This window comes from Rickettsia slovaca 13-B (assembly GCF_000237845.1).
GTDB lineage: Bacteria > Pseudomonadota > Alphaproteobacteria > Rickettsiales > Rickettsiaceae > Rickettsia > Rickettsia rickettsii.
The window spans coordinates 533662-557133 of record NC_016639.1 but is presented as its reverse complement, the minus strand read 5'-3'; the positions used below and the strand labels follow the sequence as shown (position 1 = coordinate 557133).

Genomic DNA, 23472 nt, shown 5'->3' with positions numbered 1-23472 from the left:
GTTTAATTTTGCAAGGAGGCTATTTTATCGTTACCACCCTTATCGGTATTACGAATTTTTTCAGCCATAGCTTCAATTTGAGCATTATCATAATTCCCCTTAGCCTTTTCTTCAATAACTTTTTTAGTACTATAATAATCTTCTATTAAGATAATTACTCCTATTGTAATAAAGCAATCAGCTAAATTAAATACGGGGAAGCTATAATTCTGATAATGAAAATGGATGAAGTCAAAAACTGCTCCTCTAAAAAATCTATCAATTAGATTACCAACAGCTCCGCCGATTACAAAGCTATAACCGGCAAAGCTTCCGATCGTTTTTGAACGTATCATCAAATAATATAAATAACAGACAATAATCGTGTTCGTTATTAAGAAAATAGCATTGCTATATTGATAATATTCACGCATTAGACCAAAGCTAATACCGTAATTCCAAGTATAAACCATATTTAAGAAAGAAGTAACCTTAAGCATTAAGCCCGGCTTCCATCTCAAATTATCAATAAACCACCATTTACTTAACTGATCAATAATCACTAAGGTTATTATTATACGACTACTACGAGCAAATGTGAGATATAGTTTTTTTAATAGTGGGAGCATAATTGAAAATGTCATTCCCGCGAAAGCGGGAATCCAGAAAAAACAACCTTAATATTAATACAAAATTATATATTTGATAAAATAAACCTATAAAAAACAAGTTTTTTATAGATTTTACTAGATTCCCGCTTTCGCGGGAATGACATAAGAGTCGTACAACACCAAGTTGATTACGGTATGACAAGGATTCACTCTACAATGAAACTGTGGCTGCTTTATCAGCTTGCAATTCCTTATCAAGCTTAACACTTAAAGTTTTTATTTCTTTTTTAAATTGTTTAAATTTCTCTAAATTTTTTCCGTTTAATTCTATACCCGGTGTTGTTTTAACTGACATAGGATTAACATGTTTGCCATCAATTTTAACTTCATAATGTAAATGTGGAGCTGTAGCTCTGCCGGTACTTCCGACATATGCGATGATTTGTCCTTGTTTTACGATACTTCCCACTTTTAAATTTTTTGCAAAATTTGAAGCATGCGCATAAGCAGTAGATAGCGTACCGCTATGTTTTACCTGAATAAATTTTCCATAACCCGACTTCCAACCTATTTCTGTTATAACTCCGTTTCCTGCGGAATATATAGGCGTACCGGTTGGAGCTGCAAAGTCAACCCCCCTATGCATTTTAGTATAACCGAGTATCGGATGCTTTCTATTACCGTAATGTGAAGAAACTTTTATAACTTTTAGCGGAGTTTTAAGTAAGCTTCTTTTTACGCTTTTACCGTCTTCGGAAAAAAATGCATGATTATTTGCGTTATTGTCATGAGAATAACGATATATATTATATTCTTTCCCTGAAAGATTTAATGAAACATATAGAATTTTACCGTGGTGGGAAAATTTACCATCTTCCGTTACGTATTTTTCCGTTATTACGGTTGCAGTATCACCGCTTTTTATTTGACGCTGAAAATCGATTTGATAAGCATAAGCATTAATCAGCTCTATTATACTGTTATCCGATAAGCCCAGTTTTTTAAGAGCTGACATAAAATTTGCCTCAATACTTACCGACGATTTAGCAACTTTTTTACTTAAAGGTACTACAATTTCTTCAACTTTAAAATTATCACCTTCTCTAATTACTTCAATAGTTTTTAGCTTATCGATAATTATAACGATTTTATTTAAGAATGCTACCTCTGAGGTTAAATCTTCATCCTCGTTTTCGATAATTTTTGTTTCATATTCAAAAGTAATTTGCTGCCCTATTTTAAGAGCAGAAGATAATTTTCCCTCCTTTATTAAACTTACAATTTTGTCTATTTCATTTTTAGGGATATGTTGTTCTATCAAAATTGACTTTATAGTATCGCCTTTTTTTACTACTACTTCTTTAAATGAAATTGTTTCTTCTTCACTACTATCAGGTTGTACTAAAGTTATGGATAAAGTGTTGTTAACATAATTATTAACAGCAAAAGAGACAAAAACAACTAATCCTATAAATAATAATAAGGAGGCAGAGGTGAGGATTTTCCTGAGACGTGCACTAATAAAAGATGATGGTAATATGCCATTAAAATCATAAGATAGTGCGGTATCATTCATTAAAATTGCTCTGAAGATTATTTGAATCAATTTTTCATTACTAGTAATAATATGAACTATATACAAACAAATTACAATAGAAAATTGTAAAATTTTGTTTTATTTCTGTCTTAATTAGTTTTTTATTGATTAAAATTTAATTTTTTATATAAGTTAATTTTTATTAACTTATATAGATAAATATTATGCCTAGACTTTTCCTATTTGTATTAATTTTTTATTAATTTTTATAAATCTTATGTCCTGCTCATCTAGCCATAATACTGTCAAATTACCCAAAATAGAATATTATGAGAATATTTCTTTAAATAAAAACTGTCCTATAAATAGTGACATAGTTCTAGTAGGCGGTTGTTTTGATTTATTACATTACGGTCATATAGAATTTCTACGCAAAGCTAAAAAAACACGGTAAATACTTAATCGTTGCTTTAGAGCCGGATGAAACAATTATTAAATATAAAAAACGTCAACCTATCCATAATCAATTACAACGAGCAAAAATTTTAAGTTCTTTCACATTTGTTGATAAAGTACTTATATTACCTAAACTAAAAGATTTTAATGATTATGCTCGGTTAGTGCAAAATATTTGTCCTTCTGTAATCGCCGTAACAAAGCACGATCCTCAGTTAATAAATAAATTCAAGCAAAATTAAGAAATGCGAAAGTAATAGTAAGTTATTGACTTACTGCAACATCCTAATATAGGTACACTTTCTAGCTCAAATATTATTAAAAATATGTAGTTTTTACAAAAATTTATCGATTTTTACTTTAATAAAACTGTATATCCATTTATATTAAATGTAAATAACTTTATATGTGCTATGAAAAATATTATTAGACATCTTTCCAAACCAGCTTATAGAGAGGAATTTAAAGAAGACACTTCCCCTCGAACCGCAGAGTACAAAAGCGTAAGTGAGGATTCGAGTACCGGATTGACGTATACATTACCTCCAAAAGCGAAATTTGGAAAAATGTCTATTGCTTTAATTTGTTTTTTGATTGTTAGCAGTAATTGCTTTGCTTCCGAACCGTTACCTTGGCAAGTAACGTTCCAGCCGCCGGCAAGTCCGATTATGGAGGAATTACATCATTTTCATAATTTTCTGCTTTATATCTCAACAGCTATTGTTTTATTTGTTGCCGGATTACTTGGCTTTGTATGCATCAGATTTAATGCAAAAAATAATCCCGTACCGGCAAAATTTTCACATAATGTTTTAATAGAAATAATTTGGACTGTAATACCTATAATAATTTTAGTTATTATTGCAGTGCCGTCTTTTAAAATATTGCGTCATGCCGAAAAAATACCCGAAACGGATTTAACTATTAAAGTAGTAGGTTATCAATGGTATTGGCATTATATATATCCTGATCATGATAATTTAGAATTTGATAGCGTAATGATCTCTGATGAGAATTTAAAACCTAACCACAAAAGATTATTAGATGTTGATAATCGAATTGTTATCCCTGAAAATGCTACCGTAAGGTTTCTCATTACCGCAGGTGACGTAATACATAGTTTTGCCGTTCCATCACTTGGATTTAAAATAGACGCAGTCCCAGGCAGAATAAACGAAACCTGGACAAGAGTGGCTAAAAAAGGCGTATATTACGGACAATGCTCCGAACTATGCGGCATCCATCACGGCTTCATGCCGATTGCTATAGAAGTAGTAAGTAAAGAGGATTTCGACAATTGGATTGCAAGCAAGAATAAGACTGCTATGAATGGCAAGAAGCCAAAATTGGTAGCTAACTAATTATATTTAGAAGTTCTATGGAAAATTATAATACAAAAATATCTGAACTAGATAAATTACTAAACGATATAACCGATTCTAATCGACATCAAGAAATTATTAAGTAGTGATGATTCAGCAGGTAAAGAAGCATGGTAATTTATAACGCAAGTATTTTATAAACTAAAACTATTACTTTAAATTTTTTAATATATGACTAACCACAATAACCCTTATCCCCATCTTTTTCCTAAACAAGCAAAAGAAACGATATTTTTAAAACATTTTATCCATAATCTAAATATAATAGTCGGAGATTACACTTATTACAATGACGCTAATCACCCTGAGAAATTTGAATATGAAAATGTTAGAGGAGCTTATTTTGCTAAATTGATTATAGGAAAATTTTGTGCTATTGCTATGGGTATTAGTATAGTATTGTTGTCGGTAATCCTGCAAAGATATAGATTTCCTGATGAGATAGTTGAGCAATTACTTGAAATTCAATGGTGGGATTGGGATTATGATAAAATCACTCGGAATATTCCGGCAATTGTTGGAGCAGATATCGAAAAATTAAAACAGGCAGAATAATCATTATGGATATAACTACTACCGAAATTTATCACGATGGCCACCACACCCCACACGGTTGGAGGCGATGGCTTTTTTCTACCAATCACAAAGATATCGGCATTATGTATATCATATTTGCCGTTTTTGCCGGAATTGTCGGAGGTTTGTTCTCACTGCTTTTTAGGTTAGAGCTTGCAATGCCCGGCGGCACTTTCTTAAATCATGATTTCCAGCTATATAACGTGCTTATCACAGCACATGCGGTTATTATGGTATTCTTTATGATTATGCCGGCTTTGTTCGGTGGCTTTGGTAACTATTTCGTACCTCTGTTAATAGGGGCTCCCGATATGGCATTTCCACGCCTTAACAATATCAGTTTTTGGCTACTAGTGCCTGCTTTTCTTTTACTTATGGGATCAGCTTTTGTTGACGGTGGGCCAGGAACGGGCTGGACGCTCTACCCTCCTTTAAGTAATTTAAGCGGTCACCCCGGTGCAGCCGTTGATATGGCTATTTTCAGTTTACATTTAACCGGTCTATCGTCAATCCTTGGATCAATTAACTTAATCGTTACTATCTTTAATATGAGAGCTCCGGGAATGGGACTTTTCAAGATGCCGTTATTCGTTTGGTCTATTTTAGTTACCGCATTTCTAATAATTCTTGCGATGCCGGTACTTGGTGGAGCTATTACTATGCTACTTACAGATCGTAATTTTGGAACTACTTTCTTTAAGCCTGACGGCGGCGGTGATCCTGTATTATTTCAGCATCTATTTTGGTTTTTCGGTCATCCTGAAGTATATATCGTAATACTTCCAGGCTTTGGTATAGTAAGTCAAGTTATTTCAACTTTTTCACGCAAACCTATATTCGGCTATCAAGGTATGATCGGGGCTATGGTGATCATAGGCTTTGTTGGATTTATCGTATGGGCTCACCATATGTTTACTGTTGGGCTTTCTTATAATGCACTTATATATTTCACTGCCGGAACGATGATTATAGCAGTTCCGACGGGTATTAAAATATTTAGCTGGATAGCGACTATGTGGGGTGGTTCGATTACATTCCCAACTCCTATGCTATTTTCGATAGGATTTATTATATTATTCACGATCGGCGGCGTAACCGGCATAATCCTATCAAATTCGGCACTTGATAGAGTTCTGCACGATACATATTATGTTGTTGCACATTTCCATTATACAATGTCGCTCGGTGCTTTATTTACGGCATTTGCAGGCTTTTATTATTGGTTTGGCAAAATATCTGGTAAACAATATCCGGACATTTTAGGCAAAATTCATTTTTGGATTACCTTTATAGGCGTTAATTTAACTTTCTTCCCGCAGCATTTCTTAGGTCTTGCGGGCATGCCAAGAAGAATACCGGACTACCCTGAAGCTTTCGCCGGCTGGAATATGGTTTCGTCGATAGGAGCAGGTATTTCTATGTTTGCTGCCCTTTATTTTGTATTTATCGTTTTCTATACGCTAAAATACGGCAAAGATTGTCCAAACAATCCTTGGGGAGAAGGAGCAGACACATTAGAGTGGACACTTACCTCACCACCGCCGTTCCATACTTTTGAAACACCACCGCATATTGAGGGGTAATAGTGGCTTTGCTGCGTGGATGCCAAGTCATCATCATTGCGAGGAGTTGCGTTAGCAACGACGCGGCAATCTCATAAGATAATATAAAAAAACTCCTGAGATTGCCACGTCAGCATAAATGCTGGCTTGCAATGATAGGACCTTTATGAACTGTCCGGTACTATGAAGAATGACATAGCTGACAGAAAAATAATAAAATGATAATAAAATGTATAAAAAACCGATAATAGGTGTTACACCTGATTTAGCTCAAAATTGTGAAAAATATACTTACGCTGCTTTTCCATGGTACGCCTTGCGAAGAAACTATACCGATGCGATTATTGCAGCCGGCGGTGTACCGCTATTATTACCTTATCAAAGTGATACAATAAATCAGCTTATGGAACTTGTTGATGGTGTTGTAATGCCAGGCGGTGATGAGGACATACATCCTAAATTTTATGAGCCGGAATACGCCGAAGATATAGTAGTTTCCAATGAAGAACGTGATAATTTTGAGATATTAGTTTTAAAGAAAGCATTAGAGAGAGATATTCCGGTTTTAGGAATATGCCGAGGTATGCAGTTATTAAACGTTATTTTTAAGGGTACGCTTATTAAACATATTCCTGATTATATTGAAACTGTAATTAATCATACACAACCTTCGCCTAAAAACATCGTTTCGCATGCAATTAATATAGAAGCAAATACTAAACTTGCTAAAATAGCTAATAATCAACTACAAACTATGGTTAATTCGACTCATCACCAGGCTGCTAAACAACTTGGTAATGATCTTATCGTATCTGCAACAGCAGAAGACGGTATAATTGAAGCCATTGAATCAACGAAACATAAATTTGTTATCGGCGTTCAATGGCATCCTGAATATCTTAACGATAATGGAGTAGATTTAGAATTATTTAAAGAATTCGTAAAAGTTAGTAAGTAAATATTAGTTTTTAACATCATTAGATGAACATATTACAAACGCTTTATTATATTCATATCCAAGCGGCCAACAACATACGGAATTTTTAGAGCGTTCATATACGAAAGTAGAACCTCTACCATTGCCTTCTAGTTGATACTGACCATAAATTACAGGTCCACATTGTACTATATTATCATTTTAAATAAGATTTCGGACCTTTGATCTGCTATATTATCGTCAAAAACATTATTTATGACTGCTGATTATTCTTTTTTGAAAAGTTTTGCTGAGTATATCATTGATAAATTAGGTAAAGATACAAAAGTTCAAATAATATTGCCTAATAATTTCTCATGCCTAGAATTAAAGAAGATTTTAACCGATAAATATAAAATTAAATTACCTATCATTATTCCTTTTAATTCTCTTATTTCAAAAAAAATCGATTCGGATTATATATCTAAAATAGAAGAATTACTTATTTTATCATCCATTATCACCGAATATAAAGAATTACCTTTGAATAAAAATGAATCATTAAAAGCTGCAGAACTTTTAAGAAAATTGTTTAATGATCTTATAATCAATAATATCGATATAAAATTAATTGAAGTCTATAACAATTCTAACTATTGGCAAAAGATTTATAAATTTCTAGAATATTGCTTTTTAAGATGGCAAGAAGAAATATCGTTTACTCAAAAACAAACTAAAGCAGTTTATAAATTAAAGCTATTACAAGAAGAAATAATAAAAATAAAAACAGGACATAAGCAGGTAATACTCGCCGGAATATTCAAGCCTAATGTTTTTTTTAAAAGATTTGAAGAAGAATTAAAGGATTACATAATTCACTATAATCCTGCCTCCAAGCAGATTAGCGATGGTATATCTTATTATGAACCTAATGACATTTATGAAGAAACTAAACAAATATCTTATATATGTAGCCGTAATAAAGACAGACGGATTGCAATCGTTACAAATAATAATAAGCTTAAAAGAGTATATTGTAATTTTTTAGACAAATATGAAGATCTACTAGGTAATGACTTAAGGCTTACTAATATAGGTGAATTACTAACGTCCATTATTAAAATATTATGTAATAATTTTGATTTAAAACTTCTATTTTTATTACTTAAAAATCCTTTAATTAACTGCCCTACTGTGCAGCAGTTAGAGTTAATGCTATCTAATAAAAACCGTTTTATATCCTCACCGAAATATTTATTGCAATTACAATTTGATAATGAGGATATAAGAGAGTATTGCCGTAACTTAATAGATATTTTATTTACCGATACTCCACACAATATACAAGCTATTCTAACCTTAACTAAAGAAATAACTGAAAAACTTTTGCCTACTATTTGGGAAAAAGAAGGAGGAGCAGAACTACTTGAGTTTTTAACAAATTTAACTGCATATAGTAAATATATAAATTCAACGGATAAAAAGGATTTTCCTAAAATTTTTTCTTTTTTACTTTCTAATATTAAATATTACAAAAATACCGACGCTGCTAGTATTATTATAGGACGGCCTGAAGATTTAGCATTATGTGAATTTGACTTAATTATATTACCGCATTTTAATAATGAAAACTGGACACTTAGTGCTAAAGCTCACCCATGGCTTAGCAAGAAAGCATTGCAGATACTAAATATAGATTACGATGAAATTGCCCCTACTCTATATTCAGATTACTTCAATTTATTTCTACAAAATAAGCAAATAGTTATACTGAATGCTAAAAAATATGATGGGAAACTGTCAGTGCCGAGTAATTTATTTTTGAAGCTAGAAAAAGGTTCTGTGTCACCCCGTGACTTGATCACGGGGTCCAGTAATTATATGGATACCGTGGTCAAGCCACGGTATGACAAGAGTATTGAGATCCACAGCCCCTCTTTCCCAACCACCTTATCAGTAACCGAAATAGAAACATTAATAAGAAACCCATACGGTTTTTATGCTAAGAAAATTCTTGGACTACGTAAAAAAGATCATATATGGGAAGAACCTAAAATATCGGATTTCGGTAATTTGATTCATAAAGTTTTAGAGGAATATTCTAAAAATTACGACAAACAATATATTAATTTAAATTTGCTTGATAAACAAAATGCTTTAATAAATATCGGTAATCATATTTTATATAGCACTATTTTACCAAGCTACACAAAAAAAACTTGGCAAATAAAACTCACGGCTTTCAGCAAAGCTTTTATTTTATTTGATATAGAACGCCGAAAAAACTGCAAAGAAATCTATTTTGAAACTAAAGGGGAGTTACGGCTAAATATTGTAGGTCAAGATATAAAAATAATCGGTATAGCTGACCGAATTGAAATAAGTAAATCAAACAATATAACTATACTAGATTATAAGACCGGTACTATTCCGACTAAGAAAGAAATAGAGCTTGGACTCTCTCCGCAACTTATCATAGAAAGTTTGATGTTACTAGAAAACGGATTTACGAAATGTAATTCTCTGTCCCTTTTATGTCATCCCCAGCCCCTTTTGTGTTATTCCCGCGAAAGCAGGAATCCAGTTATAAATAACAATATTACTATCGCCTACGTAAAAATAACTAGTACCGAACCTTATGTGCACACAACGGAAATAGCTTTAAGCATCGAGACTTTAAATAGACATAAAGCAGGATTAGTAAAATTACTTGAACATTATATTACAAATAAATTCTTTTCTTATGATTTGAATTTATCAACGTATAATGATTATTTGCATTTGAGTCGATAGGCTAATTATGTCATTCCCGCGTAGGCAGGAATCCAGTACTTTAAAACTTTTTTTAAAGCTCGATTTATCTCGCTTTACCCTAGGATTCCCGCCTACGCGGGAATATGACATAAACAAACCATGCAACAAGGCTTTCAGTCGCTCGCAATGACGGCTTAGCAACTGCTCGCAATAGTGCTTACAACCCCATCACTAACTTAAATTCTTTACTTTTAATAATCTTACTATTCGTATTATAAATAATCGGATCGTTAATTTTTTCATGACCGAATCTATTTGTTTTAAATACCGGTATATCTAAACTATCTGCAAAATTACGAAGCACTAACATTGTGGCATCAAGATCTTTACCAAATGAACCAAATATTATAGCCTTAACATCCTCAAATAACCCTGCTTGCTTTAAGTGTAAAAGCTCACGATCTAATCTAAAAGGAACTACATTCACATCTTCTAAAAAAAGAATTTTGCCCTTAGTCTTTATTTGCCAACTCGTTCCTATACTAGTCTGCACCATAGTTAAGTTACCGCCTGTTAGTTTGCCGTTAACAAGATCACTTGATTTTGCCATATCGTTAAGAGGCACTAAATTATCTATAGTAACCTGCTTTACTTTACCTTTTAATATTTCAGCAAGCTTGGTAAAATTACCTTGATCTTGTTCCGGCTTTAAGAGATCGGCTATATTACTGCCGTGAATAGTTTTCCAGCCCCATTCTTGTGATAGAAAAAGATGTAACGCTGTTATATCGCTATATCCTATAAAGAATTTCTCTTTATTTGGTTTTGATAGCTTTAGTAAATCGGGAATTATTCTCGCAGAGCCGTAACCACCTCGTAAACTCCATACTATATTATCAGACTCATCAAATAATGCATCCCGCAGGCAATTAAATCTTACTTCATCGCTACTTGCAAGAAAGGGTAGCTTACCTTTAGCAAAACACTTAGAAGAAATTTGTAAATTTAGTCCATTAATATTTTTTAAATCCGACAAGGTTTTATTATCCGCTCCTGTTGCCGGAGCAACAACAGTAATAGAGATATTTTTTAGACTATGACCAGCAGAAAAAGTTGATATTGAAAAAAATAATATTATTAGTAAAGATATATTTTTAAGAATCATGAATATAATTGATAGGTATTGTTGAACAGGTAAACCTACTATGTCATGCCGTGGCTTGACCACGGCATCCAGTCTTTATTTTATTTTTTCTAGATACCGTGGACAAGCCACGCTATGACAGAGGCAAGCACTGGATTCCCATTTTAGCTAGGGACAGACATGACATAGAAAATGCGAATAACCTTAAGAAGCTATTCTAAAGCAGCATCATCACCGGCAATCTCTACTGCTTTAGCCTTGATTTGGTCAATAGTAAGGCCACTATATTCTACAGACCCACCTAATACAGTATCGTCCTGACCAAAAAAATTAATGTTCTTAACAACAGTTGCTTTATCTATATTACCTTTCCTCATATCATATACAAGCTTTAATGCTTCTTTTTGTGCTGGTAGTTCATGAGTATTAGATAGTGCTAAAGTCTTTACTTTTGCTCCAAGTTTATTCGCCGAAGCCTCTGATATTTCATCATCTTCAGATTTATCAGTTGAATTTTCGCTTATTCTAAGGTTTTCTATTATAGGTTCAACAAGCTTTGTCCATAGCTGGTCAGTTGCACTACAATCACAATCGGCTAGATATTTTCTACCTTCTTCTCCAGTTTTTACAGCATTATCAACAAACTCTTTAACTATCCACTTATTGTTAAATTTGTTATAAGCAGCTTTTATGAATAGTTCTAAATGATTAGAACCTAAATCTAAGAATTTTTGTTTAAGGTCCATAGGGATATGACTTTTTGTATCTAGCCATGTTTGCATTCCTGATAATATTTCTGACATTACCTTATTAGTGTCTTGTATCGGTACAGTAATATTATTACTCTTAATAGTAACCTCAAGTGCATTTTTAGTACTAGCATCCAAGTTAGATACTAAGTTTTCATACTGGGCTGGGTTACTTTGAGCTTCTTTTAAAATGCTTACTATTTTCTTAAATCTTGGTACTATTTCTGAATGACTACCCGTAATGCTTGTCATCCAATCCCATTTAAAATATTCAAAACCGCCGGTAGCATGATTTGGAACTGCAACATGTGCAAATTTATGGTCATATCTAATGCCGATTACATTAAGATCGTTTTTATATTTCTTTACTTGAATATCGTTATCATTGCGCTGTTTTTTAAAGTGTTGCTCTAATTTTTTCATACTCTCCTCCTTAATTCATAGTTTTTAATTAGTGTCGATGTTATACTTATATATTACTATATGTCAAAATAAAACACTAATAGAAATTAACTTTTTGCTATATCACAAGCATGTAAGTCACGCTTAAAGTACAAACTACTATTCTTATTTAAGATTACCCGATAAATCTGAACATTTTCAAGTACTCTTTGAACGTAATCTCTTGTTTCTCGATAAGGTATAAGTTCTATCCAGTCAATAACTTTTCTTGTATCTTTTATATCCCTTGGATCACCAAACCTATCTATCCATTTTACTACATTATGACTTCCGGCATTGTAAGAAGCAATGGATAGAATATAAGAACCTTTATGATTATCTAATAATTTTTTGAAATGATGCGCACCAAGTTTAATATTATATACCGGATTTCTAGTTAAGTCTGCTACATTACATTTAACATTTATGGATCTTGCGGTATCACAAGCAGTACCTTTAATAAGTTGCATGAGCCCCATAGCATTTGCATAACTTACTGCTTTATGATCAAAAACCGATTCTTGTCTAATTATTCCATAAGTTAAATGAGGTGGGATAGGCAAACCTACTAGATTATAAGGCGTTGGAAAAGCACAATCCGGAATAAAAGCATTATTTTGGGCAGCAATTTTTGCCACCTCAACCATATGATTAGTATTATTATTGGCTTTAATAATATTCGCAATTATTTGAATTTCTGCAGAATTTTTAGTATTTTTCATTGCTGCTTTGGAATATATCAGGGCTAAGTAGTTTTTATTATATTTAACCAATAACCTTATTGCTTTAATAATCTCTTTATTTTCTATAATTTTCCTTTCTTCAGAAGTTATTACGGGAATAGGAGGTAAAACTAACTTTGTCCTATTTAATTCAATATTTGCTACCTGCCCATAAAAGGTAAAAGAATATTTAGCTGCCTGCTCGTAAAATTTTCTAGCCATTTGCTTATCGCCTTTTGCTACATAAGTACGACCGAGCCAATAAAACCCACGTGCCAAACTAATCGGAGTCTTAACAACTTTAATAAACTTATTAAAATGTACTAATGCTTGATCAGGCTTTTTTAAAAAACTTAAAGAAAGCCAGCCCGCAAGCCACTCCTGCTCCCTTATAGTTTCAGGACAAGTAGCAAAAGGAAGCGTTGCCATTCTATAGCTATTAGCAAAATCTTTGTAATCGATGAATTCACGAGCATAATAGGACTGAATACGACACCATTTAGCAAAATGTTTACGGTTATTTTTAGCTTTCTTAAACAAAGTAATAATTTCCTTTGTCGGCTTTTGCATTTTTTTAAAATCTAAATAACGATATAATAAACCGGAAGTATAGTATTTTTCAGGAACACTTTTAAAAAGCTTTTCAGCATTTGGCGATTTACCTATAATCGCAATTTGGACTTTAAAAGCATTACGGTAACCTTGCTCTACATATTTCAGGGATTGCTCAGCAGATCTAATATCATTTTTCCATAAATGTTCTTCTATTCGCTCTAAATGATCACTCGCAGTTAAATATTTATGCCACTTATTGTAATATGCATTTTCTTCTTCAGGAGTGAAATTGGCGTATACCCAAGCCTCTTTAATAATAGGTAGTAATATCTTCTGATCTTTGATTAAACTACTTGCAGCTGCTGCATAAAATTTATAACCTTTGCCGGTAAGAGGAGGATGTTTACTAAACCAATCAACAATGACTTTTTTATTTGTATTATTATTTAGATATTCTTCTGCTCTTTCTTCAAGCAGCTTATTTTGAGGCCAATCCGGGTTATTGCATAAAAACCTTATTACATGTTCAAAACTATTATCTGAATATTTATTATCTAAATATTTCTGAGAAAGTACAATTTTTGTTAAAATTTTATTATTTACTTCTAGAGCTAAATCTTCGGCTTGTGACCAATTTTTTTGATCGATATAGGTAAAAACTTGCTTAACATTATCTACAGCATCAGAATTAGCATTTACTTTCAAAGCTAATAACAACAATATAGAGGTTAACAATTTTATTGTGATTTTCATAAGTTTTATGATTTGTTGCGTGGATACCTAATAGTCATTACGAGCTACTAAAAGCGTTGTTGCATGGCTCGTTAATGTCATTCCCGCGAAAGCAGGAATCCAGTAAAACCTATAAAAAACTTATTTTTTATAGGTTTATCTAATATGTAATTTTTGTATCAATATTAAGGTTATTTTTCTGGATTCCCGCCTACGCGGGAATGACATAGAGACCCACTAAACACCAGTAGAACCAAAGCCACCGCTACCACGCATCGTTTCCATAAGACTACTACTTTCTTCCCATAATATACGTTCGTACTTTGCGATTATCATCTGTGCAATTCGCATGCCTTTTTCTATAATAAAATCTTCTTTACCGAGATTAATAAGAATGACCTTTATTTCACCTCGATAATCTGCATCAATAGTACCGGGTGAATTAGCAACCGTGATACCGTGTTTAACGGCAAGACCCGAACGGGGTCTTATTTGGGCTTCAAACGAATCCGGTAGTGCTATAGCGATGCCTGTTGGAATTAGCTGTATTGCGGCTGCTTTTATTGTTATAGGTTGCTCGTTTGCGGCTATTAAATCCATCCCCGCACTATGCTCTGTAGCATATTCCGGCAAACTGCCGGAAAAATTTTCTAGTTTTTTAATTTTAACTTGTGTTATTGTCATATTATTTCATATCAAATTTATCGTTAATAATTTTATTTTCTACCGCATCAATTAAAGAATGAGCAAGATTATCGGTTAATATCTTACTTCCCATGCCAAGTTTCTTTTTAAGCCAAGGTTGCTTAGCACACAGATATTGAAACTTAATATTATCACCGAATTTTTCTTTCATTACGCTATACATATCACCTATGCCATCAATTAAGCCGTAATCAAGCGCCGTTTGCCCTGCCCAAAATTCACCGTTAAATAAAATTTCGTCTTGCTGAGTTAACTTCCCTGCTCTTCTTGTTTTTACATATTCTATAAAATGTTCATAAACCTGCTTTTGCAAATCTTTGATAATTTTAAGATCATCTTTATTAATAGGTTTAAACGGATCCAATACTGATTTATTCTTGCCTTCTGTATAAACTCTTCTCTCTATCCCAAGTTTATTAATTGCTTCATGAAAACCGAATCCGCTTGATACTACTCCGATACTACCGATAACCGAACTCGGCAAAGCATATATCCGGTCACCGCTGCAAGCCAGCCAATATCCGCCTGAAGCCGCCATATCTTCAATAAAACTATAAATTTTTATTTTATTTTCTTCAGCAAGATCACGAATACGTTTTGCAATAAGTTCAGATTGTACCGGAGAACCGCCGGGAGAATTAATAATTAAACATAATGCTTTTAATTTCTTTATTTTAAAAGCTTTTTCTATTAGTGCATTTAATGATTCTAACGTAAGTCCCGATTGCATAGTACTTACTTTACCGATAACACCGCTAAGGCGTAAAACGGCAATCACCTCTTTAGAATTACCAAAAACCGAAGCAAATAATTGGTCTAATTTACTTATCTGTCGTTTGGTTATTATCTGATCAAATTCAGCATTCGCCATAGTTGATTTATTTACTTCATTCATTAATTTTACTCATTTTTAATTTAATATACTCGTTTCATTTGAAAAATTGGCTATGTTGTCTTATAAGATCTGCGGTACTCACCTATTAAGTATACGCTCCGCTCCTCGCCTTATAGACTCCTTGCTCTTTTCCAAATTACACTTCGTCTATTTACTTGGAGTTACTATAGAGCATCCTTTTTTATTGGCAGCAAAGGCTTAGCCGGTTTATTCAGAGATTGCGCGTTATAACTATTTTTAGGTTCAGGATAATTTCCGGAAATGGCAGATAAAATAGTACCTCTAACTTTTTCGTCATACCAATTTGTATTGCCGACAAAGCTAGTTACTATTTTGCCGTTTGGGTCTATTAATATACTAGTCGGCAAACTAACAACCCATAAGGCTTTAAATAATTCATTTCTATAATCATGATAAATCGGCAAATATCTTATTTGATAGCTTTTAAAATATTCTTTCACAACTTTTATGTCTTGATAATCTTCTGAAATCGGAATTACTGAAAAAGGTAATTTCCTAAAATCTTTTTGCAACATATCAAGGTCAGGCATTTCTTTGACACAAGGAGCACTCCAAGTAGCCCAAAACACTAACAATATAGTCTTTCCTTCAAACTGATCAAGAGAATATTGATTTTTTTCTTCATCAAAAAAAATTATATTATCAGGAACGCTTGAACCTCTTAAAAATGCTAATTTATCCTTAGGCTGCTTATAGAGCCTAGCATGAATTTTAGGAATAAAAATTATTATAGATAATAAAAATACTATAATATATATAAGATATTTATTATAATTTCTTAAGGTCATATAATAATTTATAGTAATGAAGACATTTTATTTATTCGTATTAGCACTTACATTATGTAGTTGTGGTATAAAAAAGCCTTTAGAAGCACCGCAGAAAGAGGCAAAACGTCATTGCGAGCAGTCGTAGACTGCGTGGCAATCTCGTCAAATATCCTGAGATTGCTTCGTCAAATTACTTCGTAATTTTCCTCGCAATGACGTACTGTATCAATACCTCTTAAGCGTCGTACCTTGCAAAACTAAGTCAAAACAATAAGACGGCATATTTTCTTGCGGTTCGATCAATATCGGATTTACTTCACCGCACTCATTATCACACATATTTTGATCAGATAAGTCTAAGCGTGTTTCGAGAGTAGTAAGACTAGGATGCTCTATTCTTATATTTGCACTTCTCAAATAACGAGAAGATGTATAAGGCAACATACTAATAAAGTAATATTCTCCTTTATTATTAGTAGTAGCAATACCGGAACCGGTAAAACTTGAATCGCTTTTACTTGTAAATCTTCTTTTATCAACTCTAGTTTTTAAAGGTTCGTAAGGATATTTACCCCCGCTTCCTGCTTGCCATAAATAAACTTTAGCATCCGCAACCGGCACGCAATTTTGATCTAATACTTTTCCTTTAATTAATATCCTTTCACCGTAAAATTTTGATAATCTTCCTGTTTTACGTAATAAATTATTAGTAGTTTCAAAAACTTTCGGTTCATAATCATTAAATATATTTCTAGTAATTTTACAACGATTAAGCTTATTAGGGTAAGTTTTAGAAGCAGCAAATATGTTTAATGTCCATAAACATAAAAAACAAAATATAAATTTTTTCACTTTTCACCGCTATATTTATAAAATTCTGCATCTAAATTTAAATCAATTATTTTTATTAATCAAATTATTTTTATTCTCATTTGATTATTAAGTAATTGATTGTTATAGTAAACTTTGTTATACTAAAAATATTATATATATATGCAAAAATTTTTATCTTTAATAATTGTAATTCTAATACTTTACAATATAGTAAAGTTAAAAATATCTCCCGACAACAATAATCTTACAACTGTAGAGCAAACGGCTTCAAATAATTCATCTACCGATGAAAACCAAACTAGTATAAATAATGAACCTCCTATTTCATTAAACGGCAACTTATTTGAACGTACGGTTTCAAAAATAGTAATAAATGCTCTTAAAACCGAAGAAGGGAAAGCATTTTTTGAAAATATTTTACAACCGTTAAATGGACCTATCAATCCTAATGATTACACTATTGAAGTACGTAAGGATTTAGTAAAAACACTGTTCAAAATTAATACGCTCGGTAGCGGTAATATCGGTCCCGCTTCTTGCGGACATGTAGTTACCGTATTTTATCAAATATCAGATATGAACAATACTTTAATATCTGAAGATACTAAGACTTTTACTTTAGGCTCTGCTCCTGTAATGCTTGGCTTAGATAATGTAATAATCGGTATGATGGTAGGAGAAGCACGAGAAGCTATTATTCCGGCAAAATATGCTGTTAATAATAGTAATAATATTATCTTCGATGATGCTTATAATTATAAAGTTAATGTAATTTTAAAATCCATATTACCGCAAAATTTTGTTAAAAGTAATGAAGTTAAAATTTATGACGATGAGATAGCTTATCGTGTTCCTTTATTATGTGGTGAAAAAGTAAGCTTTAATGCTAAAATTACTCGCTTATCAAACGGTAAAATACTATATGATTCAAAAGCAAAAGGACAACAAATAGATATGAAAATCGGCGATATTACATATCCTTTAATTTTTTCTTACGCCTTGCAAGGTAAAGTAACGATTGGAACACGCAGTGTTATTGCTGAAGGCAAAACATTTAAAACTTTAGGTTCTAACATAAATAAAATTATTTCTCATGAATCATTACCGACAAATGAATATCTTTTGCTTGAACTAGGAGACTTTAAACAAAATTAAATAAATATGAAACAAAATAAAATTCAAAGACAAAAAAATTATATTTTATTATCTATCCTTGTCATAATGATAATAATTGTATATCTTATAGCATTAATAAAAATTGCAGGATAAATTTTGTAATTATTAAAAATTTAAAACTCAAATTAAACGAGTATATAAGCATCTTACTTTAAACTTTAATTATAGTATGGAAATTATTAAAAAAAACAAAAATATTATTATATTAGTAGGTTTAATATTTTTAGCAGTAATTATTTATATCTCTACAAGTAAGAGTTCCGATAATAAAACAAACGATAATATATTAGAAGTAAAGATAGCTATACAAGATCATAAATTTGTTCCGAATATAGTTGAAGTACCAAAATCGACTAAGATAAGGTTAATTGTTCATAATGAAGATGATACGGTAGAAGAGTTTGAAAGTCATGATTTACATCGTGAAAAAATAGTTATGCCAAATGAGTCAATACATATTATACTTGCACCTCTCAAGTCCGGAAAATATGAATTTTTTGGAGATTTTCATCAAGATACGGCTCAGGGTTTTATAATTGTTAATGATTAGATAAAAAATATGTTTAAAATTGCTTTAGTAGTGTTTCGTGAATGTTTAGAAATATCCTTATTACTTGGTGTAATACTCGTCGTAACAAAACAAATAGAAAAATCTCGTCTTTATATTATTGCTGGAGTAATGCTTGGAGTAGTATTTGCTTCAATTTTTGCATTTTTTACACGTAAATTATCTTTATCTTTTGGCGGAATAGGCGACGAGTTATTCGATTCCGGAATTATGATACTAATAACAATTCTGATTAGCTGGACAATAATATGGATGCAAGGTTACGGTATAAAAGTAAAGCAACATATAAACGACTTATCAGTAAAAATTCATGAAGGTAATGCCAGTTATTTCATGTTGTTTTTTTTAGTTGCCACTACTATATTACGAGAAGGTGCAGAAATTATTATTTTAGTATATAGTATATCTTCAGTTGAAACAATATCAAGCAGTATTTACTTGCAAGGAGTGATAATAGGTGCTACAAGTGGCTTCTTACTTGGTTTAGTAATATATTTCGGTTTCATTAAGATTGCTAATCAAAAATATATTTTTAAAATCTCTACCATATTATTAATGCTAATAGCAGGCGGATTTGCAGCAAGTGCTGCAGGTATTTTAACCTCTTCCGGTCTAATTATGTTTTTATCCGATCAACTTTGGGATAGTTCATGGTTAGTAGCAGATAGAAGTATGATAGGTAAAATCTTACATGTTGTTACCGGTTATATTGCAAGACCTAACGGGCTACAAGTACTGGCTTATTTTACTACTATATTACTGATAAATATTTTCATACAAATAAAATTAAGATATTCCAAAAATAACTTAATATCAGTACAAAAAAATGAATCAAATTAATTTTATCAAAGAGAACAATTAAATTAAATATGTTAAAACTTTTATCAGAAATTGGTCCGGTAATAGCATTTTTTGCAGGCTTTTTTTATGGAGGCGGTATACAACACGCTACTCTTTATATGCTTATTACCTCTGTTATTTGTATTACCCTTTGTTATGTTATAGATAAGAAAGTATCCAAGCTTTCTATTATTTCTACAACTGTTTTATTAGTTTCGGGAAGCATTACTTTAATTAGCGGCGATTCAATGTATATAAAAATCAAACCTACTATATTATATGTTATTTTTGGAATAATATTTCTCATGAGCGGTATAAGAAAAAATCCTTTTATCAAATATGCTTTAGAGAGTATAGTACGTCTTAAAGAAGAAAGTTGGATAACCTTAAGCTATAGAACAGCGGCTTTTTTCTTTTTTATGGCTGTAGTTAATGAAGTAGTTTGGCGTAATTGCTCAGATGAAACATGGGTAAAATTCAAAGTATTCGGTGTAATACCTATTACTTTTATATTTATTTTACTGCAATTACCTCTTTTATTAAAGAATAAATTACCGGATAGTAAGATATGATATATAATATCTTACTATTTTTACTTTATGTCATTACCACGTAGGTGTTGTTGCATGGACCGGTAAAATCCACTGTGTCACCCCGTAGCTTGACGACGGGGTCCAGCTTAAAATACTAATAATATTAGTATTTTAAGCTGGATCCCACGATCAAGTCGCGGGATGACACAGGATCCCTGCTTTCACAGAGATAACACCGATGGCTTTTTAAAAATCGTAGGGTACTATTGTTATGATATTACGAGTTCTAATTTTTATAGCTCTTTCTTTTAGTCTATCTGCTTGTTTACCTGCTATTTTTACCGCAGCAACCACTACCGGTATTGTTGCTTCAAAAGATCAACCAATATCTGAAACATTAAATGATTCAAGGATTTCTGCCAGCATTAAAGCTGATTTAGTAAAAAATAATTTTAGAGATTTAGGTGCTAAAATAAAGGTTGAAGTATCACAAGGAAGAGTATTATTAACAGGAAATATTCAAAAAGAATCTGATGCGTTAAAAGCCGTAGAAATTGCTTGGAATCAAAAAAGCGTAAAAGAAGTTATTAATGAGTTGAAAGTAAATAAAAACAGTAATCATTTTGACTTAGCCCAATATACTAAAGATAGTATGATAACCACGCAAATTAAAGCTAAAAATTTAGTCAGAAAAGACATTAAATTTGCTAATTATACTATTCTAACTATAGATAATATTGTTTATTTATTTGGAGTTGCAAGATCAGAAGAAGAGCTAGAAAAGCTTGCTTCTATTGCATCAAAAATAAAAGGTGTTGAAAAAGTTGTGTGTTACGCTAAAATAATGAATAACTTTAACACCAATAATGATAATAGTGAAGAATCATAAATTCAAATTAGACCTCTTGCAGAATGAAGCTAATAAAGAGAAATTTGAAGGAAACACGGCATGTAGCACTGCAGCATACACTTTAGTACGTGAGGATGCGAGTACCGGATTGACGTATACCGCAGATATTTCAAAAGTTGGAAATCAAATAAGTGGTGAGCCTGCACAGCGTATAAAAATACGTGAACACAGGCGAATCCCGAAATTTGACTTACCAAATCTTAAAGTATCAAAGGTATACAAATTACCTTTAGGAGCAAGTTATGCAAAGGGTTTATTACTTTTGTTAATTTTTTGTTTTGGTCTAAGCGGTTGTAATACCTCAAAAAGATTACCTTATTCCCACAAATATTCTTACAAAGAATTATCAAAAGATGATCCTCATAATCTAACTTATAAAGGACATTATAAAGTCGGTAAAAATTATAAAATAAAAGGAAAGACTTACAAACCTCACAACCCTAAATCTTTTACCGAAACAGGTTATGCCTCATGGTACGGTGGACTTAAAGACGGTTTTCACGGTAAAAAAACAGCTAATGGCGATAGATTTAATAGAAATTTATTAACTGCTGCACATAAAACTCTTCCGCTCCCTTGCTTAGTTAAAGTTACCAACAAAGCCAATAATAAAGCAGTAATTTTAATGGTTAATGATAGAGGTCCTTTTAAGAAAAATCGTATAATAGATGTTTCTCAAAAAGCGGCTGAAATTTTAGCATTTAAAAATCAAGGTATAACTAAAGTAAAAATAGAATATTTACCTAATGAAACTGAGAAATTTCTAAAAAATATTAATCTAAAAAAACCACAAAGTAAAACTTTAGCTAAAAACTCTAAAAAATCTTCATCTAATAAAGTTACAAACAACAATAAATGTAGCGTTAATTGTCATATAAAACTTATAAATTTAAAGTATAAATTGGCAGTAACTCCTTAAAAAATGTGTGAATATTAAATCGTCAATAGTCGTAGGCGTTGTTGCATGGCTCTATTTTTAACGTCATTGCGAGGAGCAACTTAAGTTTCGACGAAGCAATCTCAGGAGTTTTTGTATTACCTCATGAGATTGCCACGACCACTTTGTGGTCTCACAATGACGATACATATCAACTACGTATATTCTTTTTCTTTATTATTTTTGATTTAGCTTTTGTAGTAGATTTATTATTAGAGGCAAGCTTGATTGAAGGTTTAGGGACTATAGGCTTAATATTAAAATGCTGATCTAATAGCCCCATCATCTTTTGATCACGAGATGCGGCACTTTTACCACCTGTAACAACGGCAATCAATGATTTACCGTTCCTAGAAGCAGTAGTTACTAAATTATAACCTGCCGGTGTATGAAAACCTGTTTTCATCCCTTCTGCACCTTGATAATTTTTAGTAACCCTATTATGTCCGTTTACTACATTTCCACGAAATACAAAGCTGGTTTTAGCAAATAACGGATAAAATTTAGGATAATCTCTCTTCAAAGCCATAGCAAGTTTAGCCATATCTCTTGCGGTAGTTTGCTGCAATGGGTCATGCCAACCTGAAGCATTTTTAAAATAGGTATTCTTCATACCGAGCTGTTTAGCTTTAACATTCATTAAATGAGCAAAAGCTTTCTCTGAACCTTTCATGCCCTCAGCAACCGTTACAGCAGCATCATTAGCAGATTTTATAATTAATCCATTAATTGCCTCTCGAACGGTTATAGTTTCCCCTGCTTTTAAACCCAGTTTACACGGTGGCATTTTTGAAGCTTTTGCTGATACAAGTAATTTTTTATCTAAAGGTAACTTACCGGCTTCAATTGCTTCAAACATTAAGTATAGAGTCATTAGCTTAGTTAAAGAAGCGGGGTAAATCCGAATTTGTGAATTATGGGCCTGCAACACTTTACCGCTTTTTGCATCAATTACTAAACTAGTTTGAACAGGAGGTTTAGGGGTATTTTTTACGGCTTTTTTTGCTTCGCTTATAGGCGCAAAGAAAAATGTTACGACAAAAATATAAGGTAATAAAAATTTCCTAAACATTTTAAATAAAATATTATTCAAATTAAACCAAGTGTGATTTTTCGTCATTGCGAGGAAAAATTGAAAATTTTGACGAAGCAATCCAGTAAAAAATG

Annotated in this window: 22 protein-coding genes and 1 pseudogene; 12 read left to right on the top strand and 11 right to left on the bottom strand. The window is 32.0% G+C overall.

The window, feature by feature from the left end:
• Nucleotides 1-2: 2 nt before the first annotated feature.
• Complete coding sequence (gene lspA, locus RSL_RS02895; protein WP_004995831.1) at nt 3-608, bottom strand: signal peptidase II; 606 nt, start codon at nt 606-608, stop codon at nt 3-5.
• 193 nt (nt 609-801) lie between these two features.
• Complete coding sequence (locus RSL_RS02890; RefSeq protein ID WP_014273446.1) at nt 802-2166, bottom strand: M23 family metallopeptidase; 1365 nt, start codon at nt 2164-2166, stop codon at nt 802-804.
• A gap of 238 nt (nt 2167-2404) precedes the next feature.
• Between RSL_RS02890 and RSL_RS09895 the strand changes: the two genes are divergently transcribed.
• The 6 genes from RSL_RS09895 to RSL_RS02865 all read left to right on the top strand — a co-directional run bounded on the left by RSL_RS09895 (nt 2405) and on the right by RSL_RS02865 (nt 9812).
• Nucleotides 2405-2581 (top strand): adenylyltransferase/cytidyltransferase family protein, encoded by a 177-nt coding sequence (locus RSL_RS09895; protein ID WP_231287756.1) that lies wholly within the window; start codon nt 2405-2407, stop codon nt 2579-2581.
• A 415-nt stretch (nt 2582-2996) separates the two neighbouring features.
• On the top strand, nt 2997-3944 hold the full coding sequence (gene coxB / locus RSL_RS02885; protein WP_014273445.1) for a cytochrome c oxidase subunit II: 948 nt from the start codon (nt 2997-2999) through the stop codon (nt 3942-3944).
• A 192-nt stretch (nt 3945-4136) separates the two neighbouring features.
• A complete protein-coding gene (locus RSL_RS02880; protein ID WP_014273444.1) occupies nt 4137-4520 on the top strand; it encodes an LbetaH domain-containing protein in 384 nt (127 codons plus the stop codon).
• 5 nt (nt 4521-4525) lie between these two features.
• Nucleotides 4526-6124 (top strand): cytochrome c oxidase subunit I, encoded by a 1599-nt coding sequence (ctaD, locus tag RSL_RS02875; protein ID WP_010977189.1) that lies wholly within the window; start codon nt 4526-4528, stop codon nt 6122-6124.
• A gap of 208 nt (nt 6125-6332) precedes the next feature.
• On the top strand, nt 6333-7061 hold the full coding sequence (locus RSL_RS02870; RefSeq protein WP_010977188.1) for a gamma-glutamyl-gamma-aminobutyrate hydrolase family protein: 729 nt from the start codon (nt 6333-6335) through the stop codon (nt 7059-7061).
• 234 nt (nt 7062-7295) lie between these two features.
• Nucleotides 7296-9812, top strand: coding sequence for a PD-(D/E)XK nuclease family protein (locus tag RSL_RS02865; RefSeq protein ID WP_014419792.1), 2517 nt, complete (start codon nt 7296-7298; stop codon nt 9810-9812).
• Nucleotides 9813-9990: 178 nt separating this feature from the next.
• On the opposite strand, the gene RSL_RS02860 is transcribed toward RSL_RS02865, so the two are convergent.
• The 7 genes from RSL_RS02860 to RSL_RS02830 all read right to left on the bottom strand — a co-directional run bounded on the left by RSL_RS02860 (nt 9991) and on the right by RSL_RS02830 (nt 17359).
• Nucleotides 9991-10938, bottom strand: coding sequence for an LD-carboxypeptidase (locus RSL_RS02860; RefSeq protein ID WP_014273442.1), 948 nt, complete (start codon nt 10936-10938; stop codon nt 9991-9993).
• Nucleotides 10939-11129: 191 nt separating this feature from the next.
• Nucleotides 11130-12089 (bottom strand): SrfF family effector protein, encoded by a 960-nt coding sequence (locus RSL_RS02855; RefSeq protein ID WP_014273441.1) that lies wholly within the window; start codon nt 12087-12089, stop codon nt 11130-11132.
• 86 nt (nt 12090-12175) lie between these two features.
• Nucleotides 12176-14137: a lytic transglycosylase domain-containing protein gene (locus tag RSL_RS02850; protein ID WP_014273440.1), complete on the bottom strand. Its 1962-nt coding sequence runs from the start codon at nt 14135-14137 to the stop codon at nt 12176-12178.
• 216 nt (nt 14138-14353) lie between these two features.
• Nucleotides 14354-14800 carry a dUTP diphosphatase gene (gene dut, locus RSL_RS02845; RefSeq protein WP_010977182.1) on the bottom strand — a complete coding sequence of 149 codons (447 nt, stop codon included), beginning with the start codon at nt 14798-14800 and terminating at the stop codon, nt 14354-14356.
• A gap of 1 nt (nt 14801) precedes the next feature.
• Nucleotides 14802-15716 (bottom strand): S49 family peptidase, encoded by a 915-nt coding sequence (locus RSL_RS02840; protein WP_014273439.1) that lies wholly within the window; start codon nt 15714-15716, stop codon nt 14802-14804.
• A 164-nt stretch (nt 15717-15880) separates the two neighbouring features.
• A complete protein-coding gene (locus RSL_RS02835) occupies nt 15881-16525 on the bottom strand; it encodes a TlpA disulfide reductase family protein (RefSeq protein ID WP_014273438.1) in 645 nt (214 codons plus the stop codon).
• Nucleotides 16526-16732: 207 nt separating this feature from the next.
• Nucleotides 16733-17359, bottom strand: coding sequence for a dioxygenase family protein (locus RSL_RS02830; RefSeq protein ID WP_010977179.1), 627 nt, complete (start codon nt 17357-17359; stop codon nt 16733-16735).
• 141 nt (nt 17360-17500) lie between these two features.
• Between RSL_RS02830 and RSL_RS02825 the strand changes: the two genes are divergently transcribed.
• The 6 genes from RSL_RS02825 (at nt 17501) to RSL_RS02800 (ending at nt 22287) form a co-directional block, all read left to right on the top strand.
• Nucleotides 17501-18496 carry an FKBP-type peptidyl-prolyl cis-trans isomerase gene (locus RSL_RS02825; protein ID WP_014273437.1) on the top strand — a complete coding sequence of 332 codons (996 nt, stop codon included), beginning with the start codon at nt 17501-17503 and terminating at the stop codon, nt 18494-18496.
• Nucleotides 18497-18686: 190 nt separating this feature from the next.
• Nucleotides 18687-19067 carry a cupredoxin domain-containing protein gene (locus tag RSL_RS02820; RefSeq protein ID WP_012719649.1) on the top strand — a complete coding sequence of 127 codons (381 nt, stop codon included), beginning with the start codon at nt 18687-18689 and terminating at the stop codon, nt 19065-19067.
• A gap of 9 nt (nt 19068-19076) precedes the next feature.
• Complete coding sequence (locus RSL_RS02815) at nt 19077-19925, top strand: FTR1 family protein (RefSeq protein WP_014273436.1); 849 nt, start codon at nt 19077-19079, stop codon at nt 19923-19925.
• 29 nt (nt 19926-19954) lie between these two features.
• Nucleotides 19955-20497, top strand: coding sequence for a septation protein A (locus RSL_RS02810; RefSeq protein WP_004995863.1), 543 nt, complete (start codon nt 19955-19957; stop codon nt 20495-20497).
• A 232-nt stretch (nt 20498-20729) separates the two neighbouring features.
• Nucleotides 20730-21347, top strand: coding sequence for a BON domain-containing protein (locus RSL_RS02805; RefSeq protein ID WP_014273435.1), 618 nt, complete (start codon nt 20730-20732; stop codon nt 21345-21347).
• A complete protein-coding gene (locus RSL_RS02800) occupies nt 21325-22287 on the top strand; it encodes a septal ring lytic transglycosylase RlpA family protein (protein ID WP_012736917.1) in 963 nt (320 codons plus the stop codon). The genes RSL_RS02805 and RSL_RS02800 overlap by 23 nt, the downstream gene beginning before the upstream one ends.
• 62 nt (nt 22288-22349) lie before the next feature.
• Here RSL_RS02800 and RSL_RS10850 read toward each other — a convergent pair.
• Together RSL_RS10850 and RSL_RS02795 are read right to left on the bottom strand one after the other, a co-directional pair.
• Nucleotides 22350-22449 (bottom strand): annotated as a pseudogene (locus tag RSL_RS10850) (lytic transglycosylase domain-containing protein); the annotation flags it as partial.
• Nucleotides 22450-22456: 7 nt separating this feature from the next.
• Complete coding sequence (locus tag RSL_RS02795; protein WP_004995869.1) at nt 22457-23377, bottom strand: D-alanyl-D-alanine carboxypeptidase family protein; 921 nt, start codon at nt 23375-23377, stop codon at nt 22457-22459.
• Nucleotides 23378-23472 lie beyond the last annotated feature (95 nt).

Bases quoted from the DNA above. Each gene is read 5' to 3' on its own strand.
- RSL_RS02850 (WP_014273440.1), bottom strand. From the start codon at position 14,137: ATGAAAATCACAATAAAATTGTTAACCTCTATATTGTTGTTATTAGCT.
- RSL_RS02870 (WP_010977188.1), top strand. From the start codon at position 6,333: ATGTATAAAAAACCGATAATAGGTGTTACACCTGATTTAGCTCAAAAT.
- RSL_RS02840 (WP_014273439.1), bottom strand. From the start codon at position 15,716: ATGAATGAAGTAAATAAATCAACTATGGCGAATGCTGAATTTGATCAG.
- RSL_RS02835 (WP_014273438.1), bottom strand. From the start codon at position 16,525: ATGACCTTAAGAAATTATAATAAATATCTTATATATATTATAGTATTT.
- RSL_RS02820 (WP_012719649.1), top strand. From the start codon at position 18,687: ATGGAAATTATTAAAAAAAACAAAAATATTATTATATTAGTAGGTTTA.
- RSL_RS02795 (WP_004995869.1), bottom strand. From the start codon at position 23,377: ATGTTTAGGAAATTTTTATTACCTTATATTTTTGTCGTAACATTTTTC.
- RSL_RS02865 (WP_014419792.1), top strand. From the start codon at position 7,296: ATGACTGCTGATTATTCTTTTTTGAAAAGTTTTGCTGAGTATATCATT.
- RSL_RS02815 (WP_014273436.1), top strand. From the start codon at position 19,077: ATGTTTAAAATTGCTTTAGTAGTGTTTCGTGAATGTTTAGAAATATCC.
- dut (WP_010977182.1), bottom strand. From the start codon at position 14,800: ATGACAATAACACAAGTTAAAATTAAAAAACTAGAAAATTTTTCCGGC.
- RSL_RS02825 (WP_014273437.1), top strand. From the start codon at position 17,501: ATGCAAAAATTTTTATCTTTAATAATTGTAATTCTAATACTTTACAAT.
- RSL_RS09895 (WP_231287756.1), top strand. From the start codon at position 2,405: ATGTCCTGCTCATCTAGCCATAATACTGTCAAATTACCCAAAATAGAA.
- lspA (WP_004995831.1), bottom strand. From the start codon at position 608: ATGCTCCCACTATTAAAAAAACTATATCTCACATTTGCTCGTAGTAGT.
- RSL_RS02800 (WP_012736917.1), top strand. From the start codon at position 21,325: ATGATAATAGTGAAGAATCATAAATTCAAATTAGACCTCTTGCAGAAT.
- RSL_RS02805 (WP_014273435.1), top strand. From the start codon at position 20,730: ATGATATTACGAGTTCTAATTTTTATAGCTCTTTCTTTTAGTCTATCT.
- RSL_RS02810 (WP_004995863.1), top strand. From the start codon at position 19,955: ATGTTAAAACTTTTATCAGAAATTGGTCCGGTAATAGCATTTTTTGCA.
- RSL_RS02860 (WP_014273442.1), bottom strand. From the start codon at position 10,938: ATGATTCTTAAAAATATATCTTTACTAATAATATTATTTTTTTCAATA.
- ctaD (WP_010977189.1), top strand. From the start codon at position 4,526: ATGGATATAACTACTACCGAAATTTATCACGATGGCCACCACACCCCA.
- RSL_RS02855 (WP_014273441.1), bottom strand. From the start codon at position 12,089: ATGAAAAAATTAGAGCAACACTTTAAAAAACAGCGCAATGATAACGAT.
- RSL_RS02890 (WP_014273446.1), bottom strand. From the start codon at position 2,166: ATGAATGATACCGCACTATCTTATGATTTTAATGGCATATTACCATCA.
- RSL_RS02880 (WP_014273444.1), top strand. From the start codon at position 4,137: ATGACTAACCACAATAACCCTTATCCCCATCTTTTTCCTAAACAAGCA.
- coxB (WP_014273445.1), top strand. From the start codon at position 2,997: ATGAAAAATATTATTAGACATCTTTCCAAACCAGCTTATAGAGAGGAA.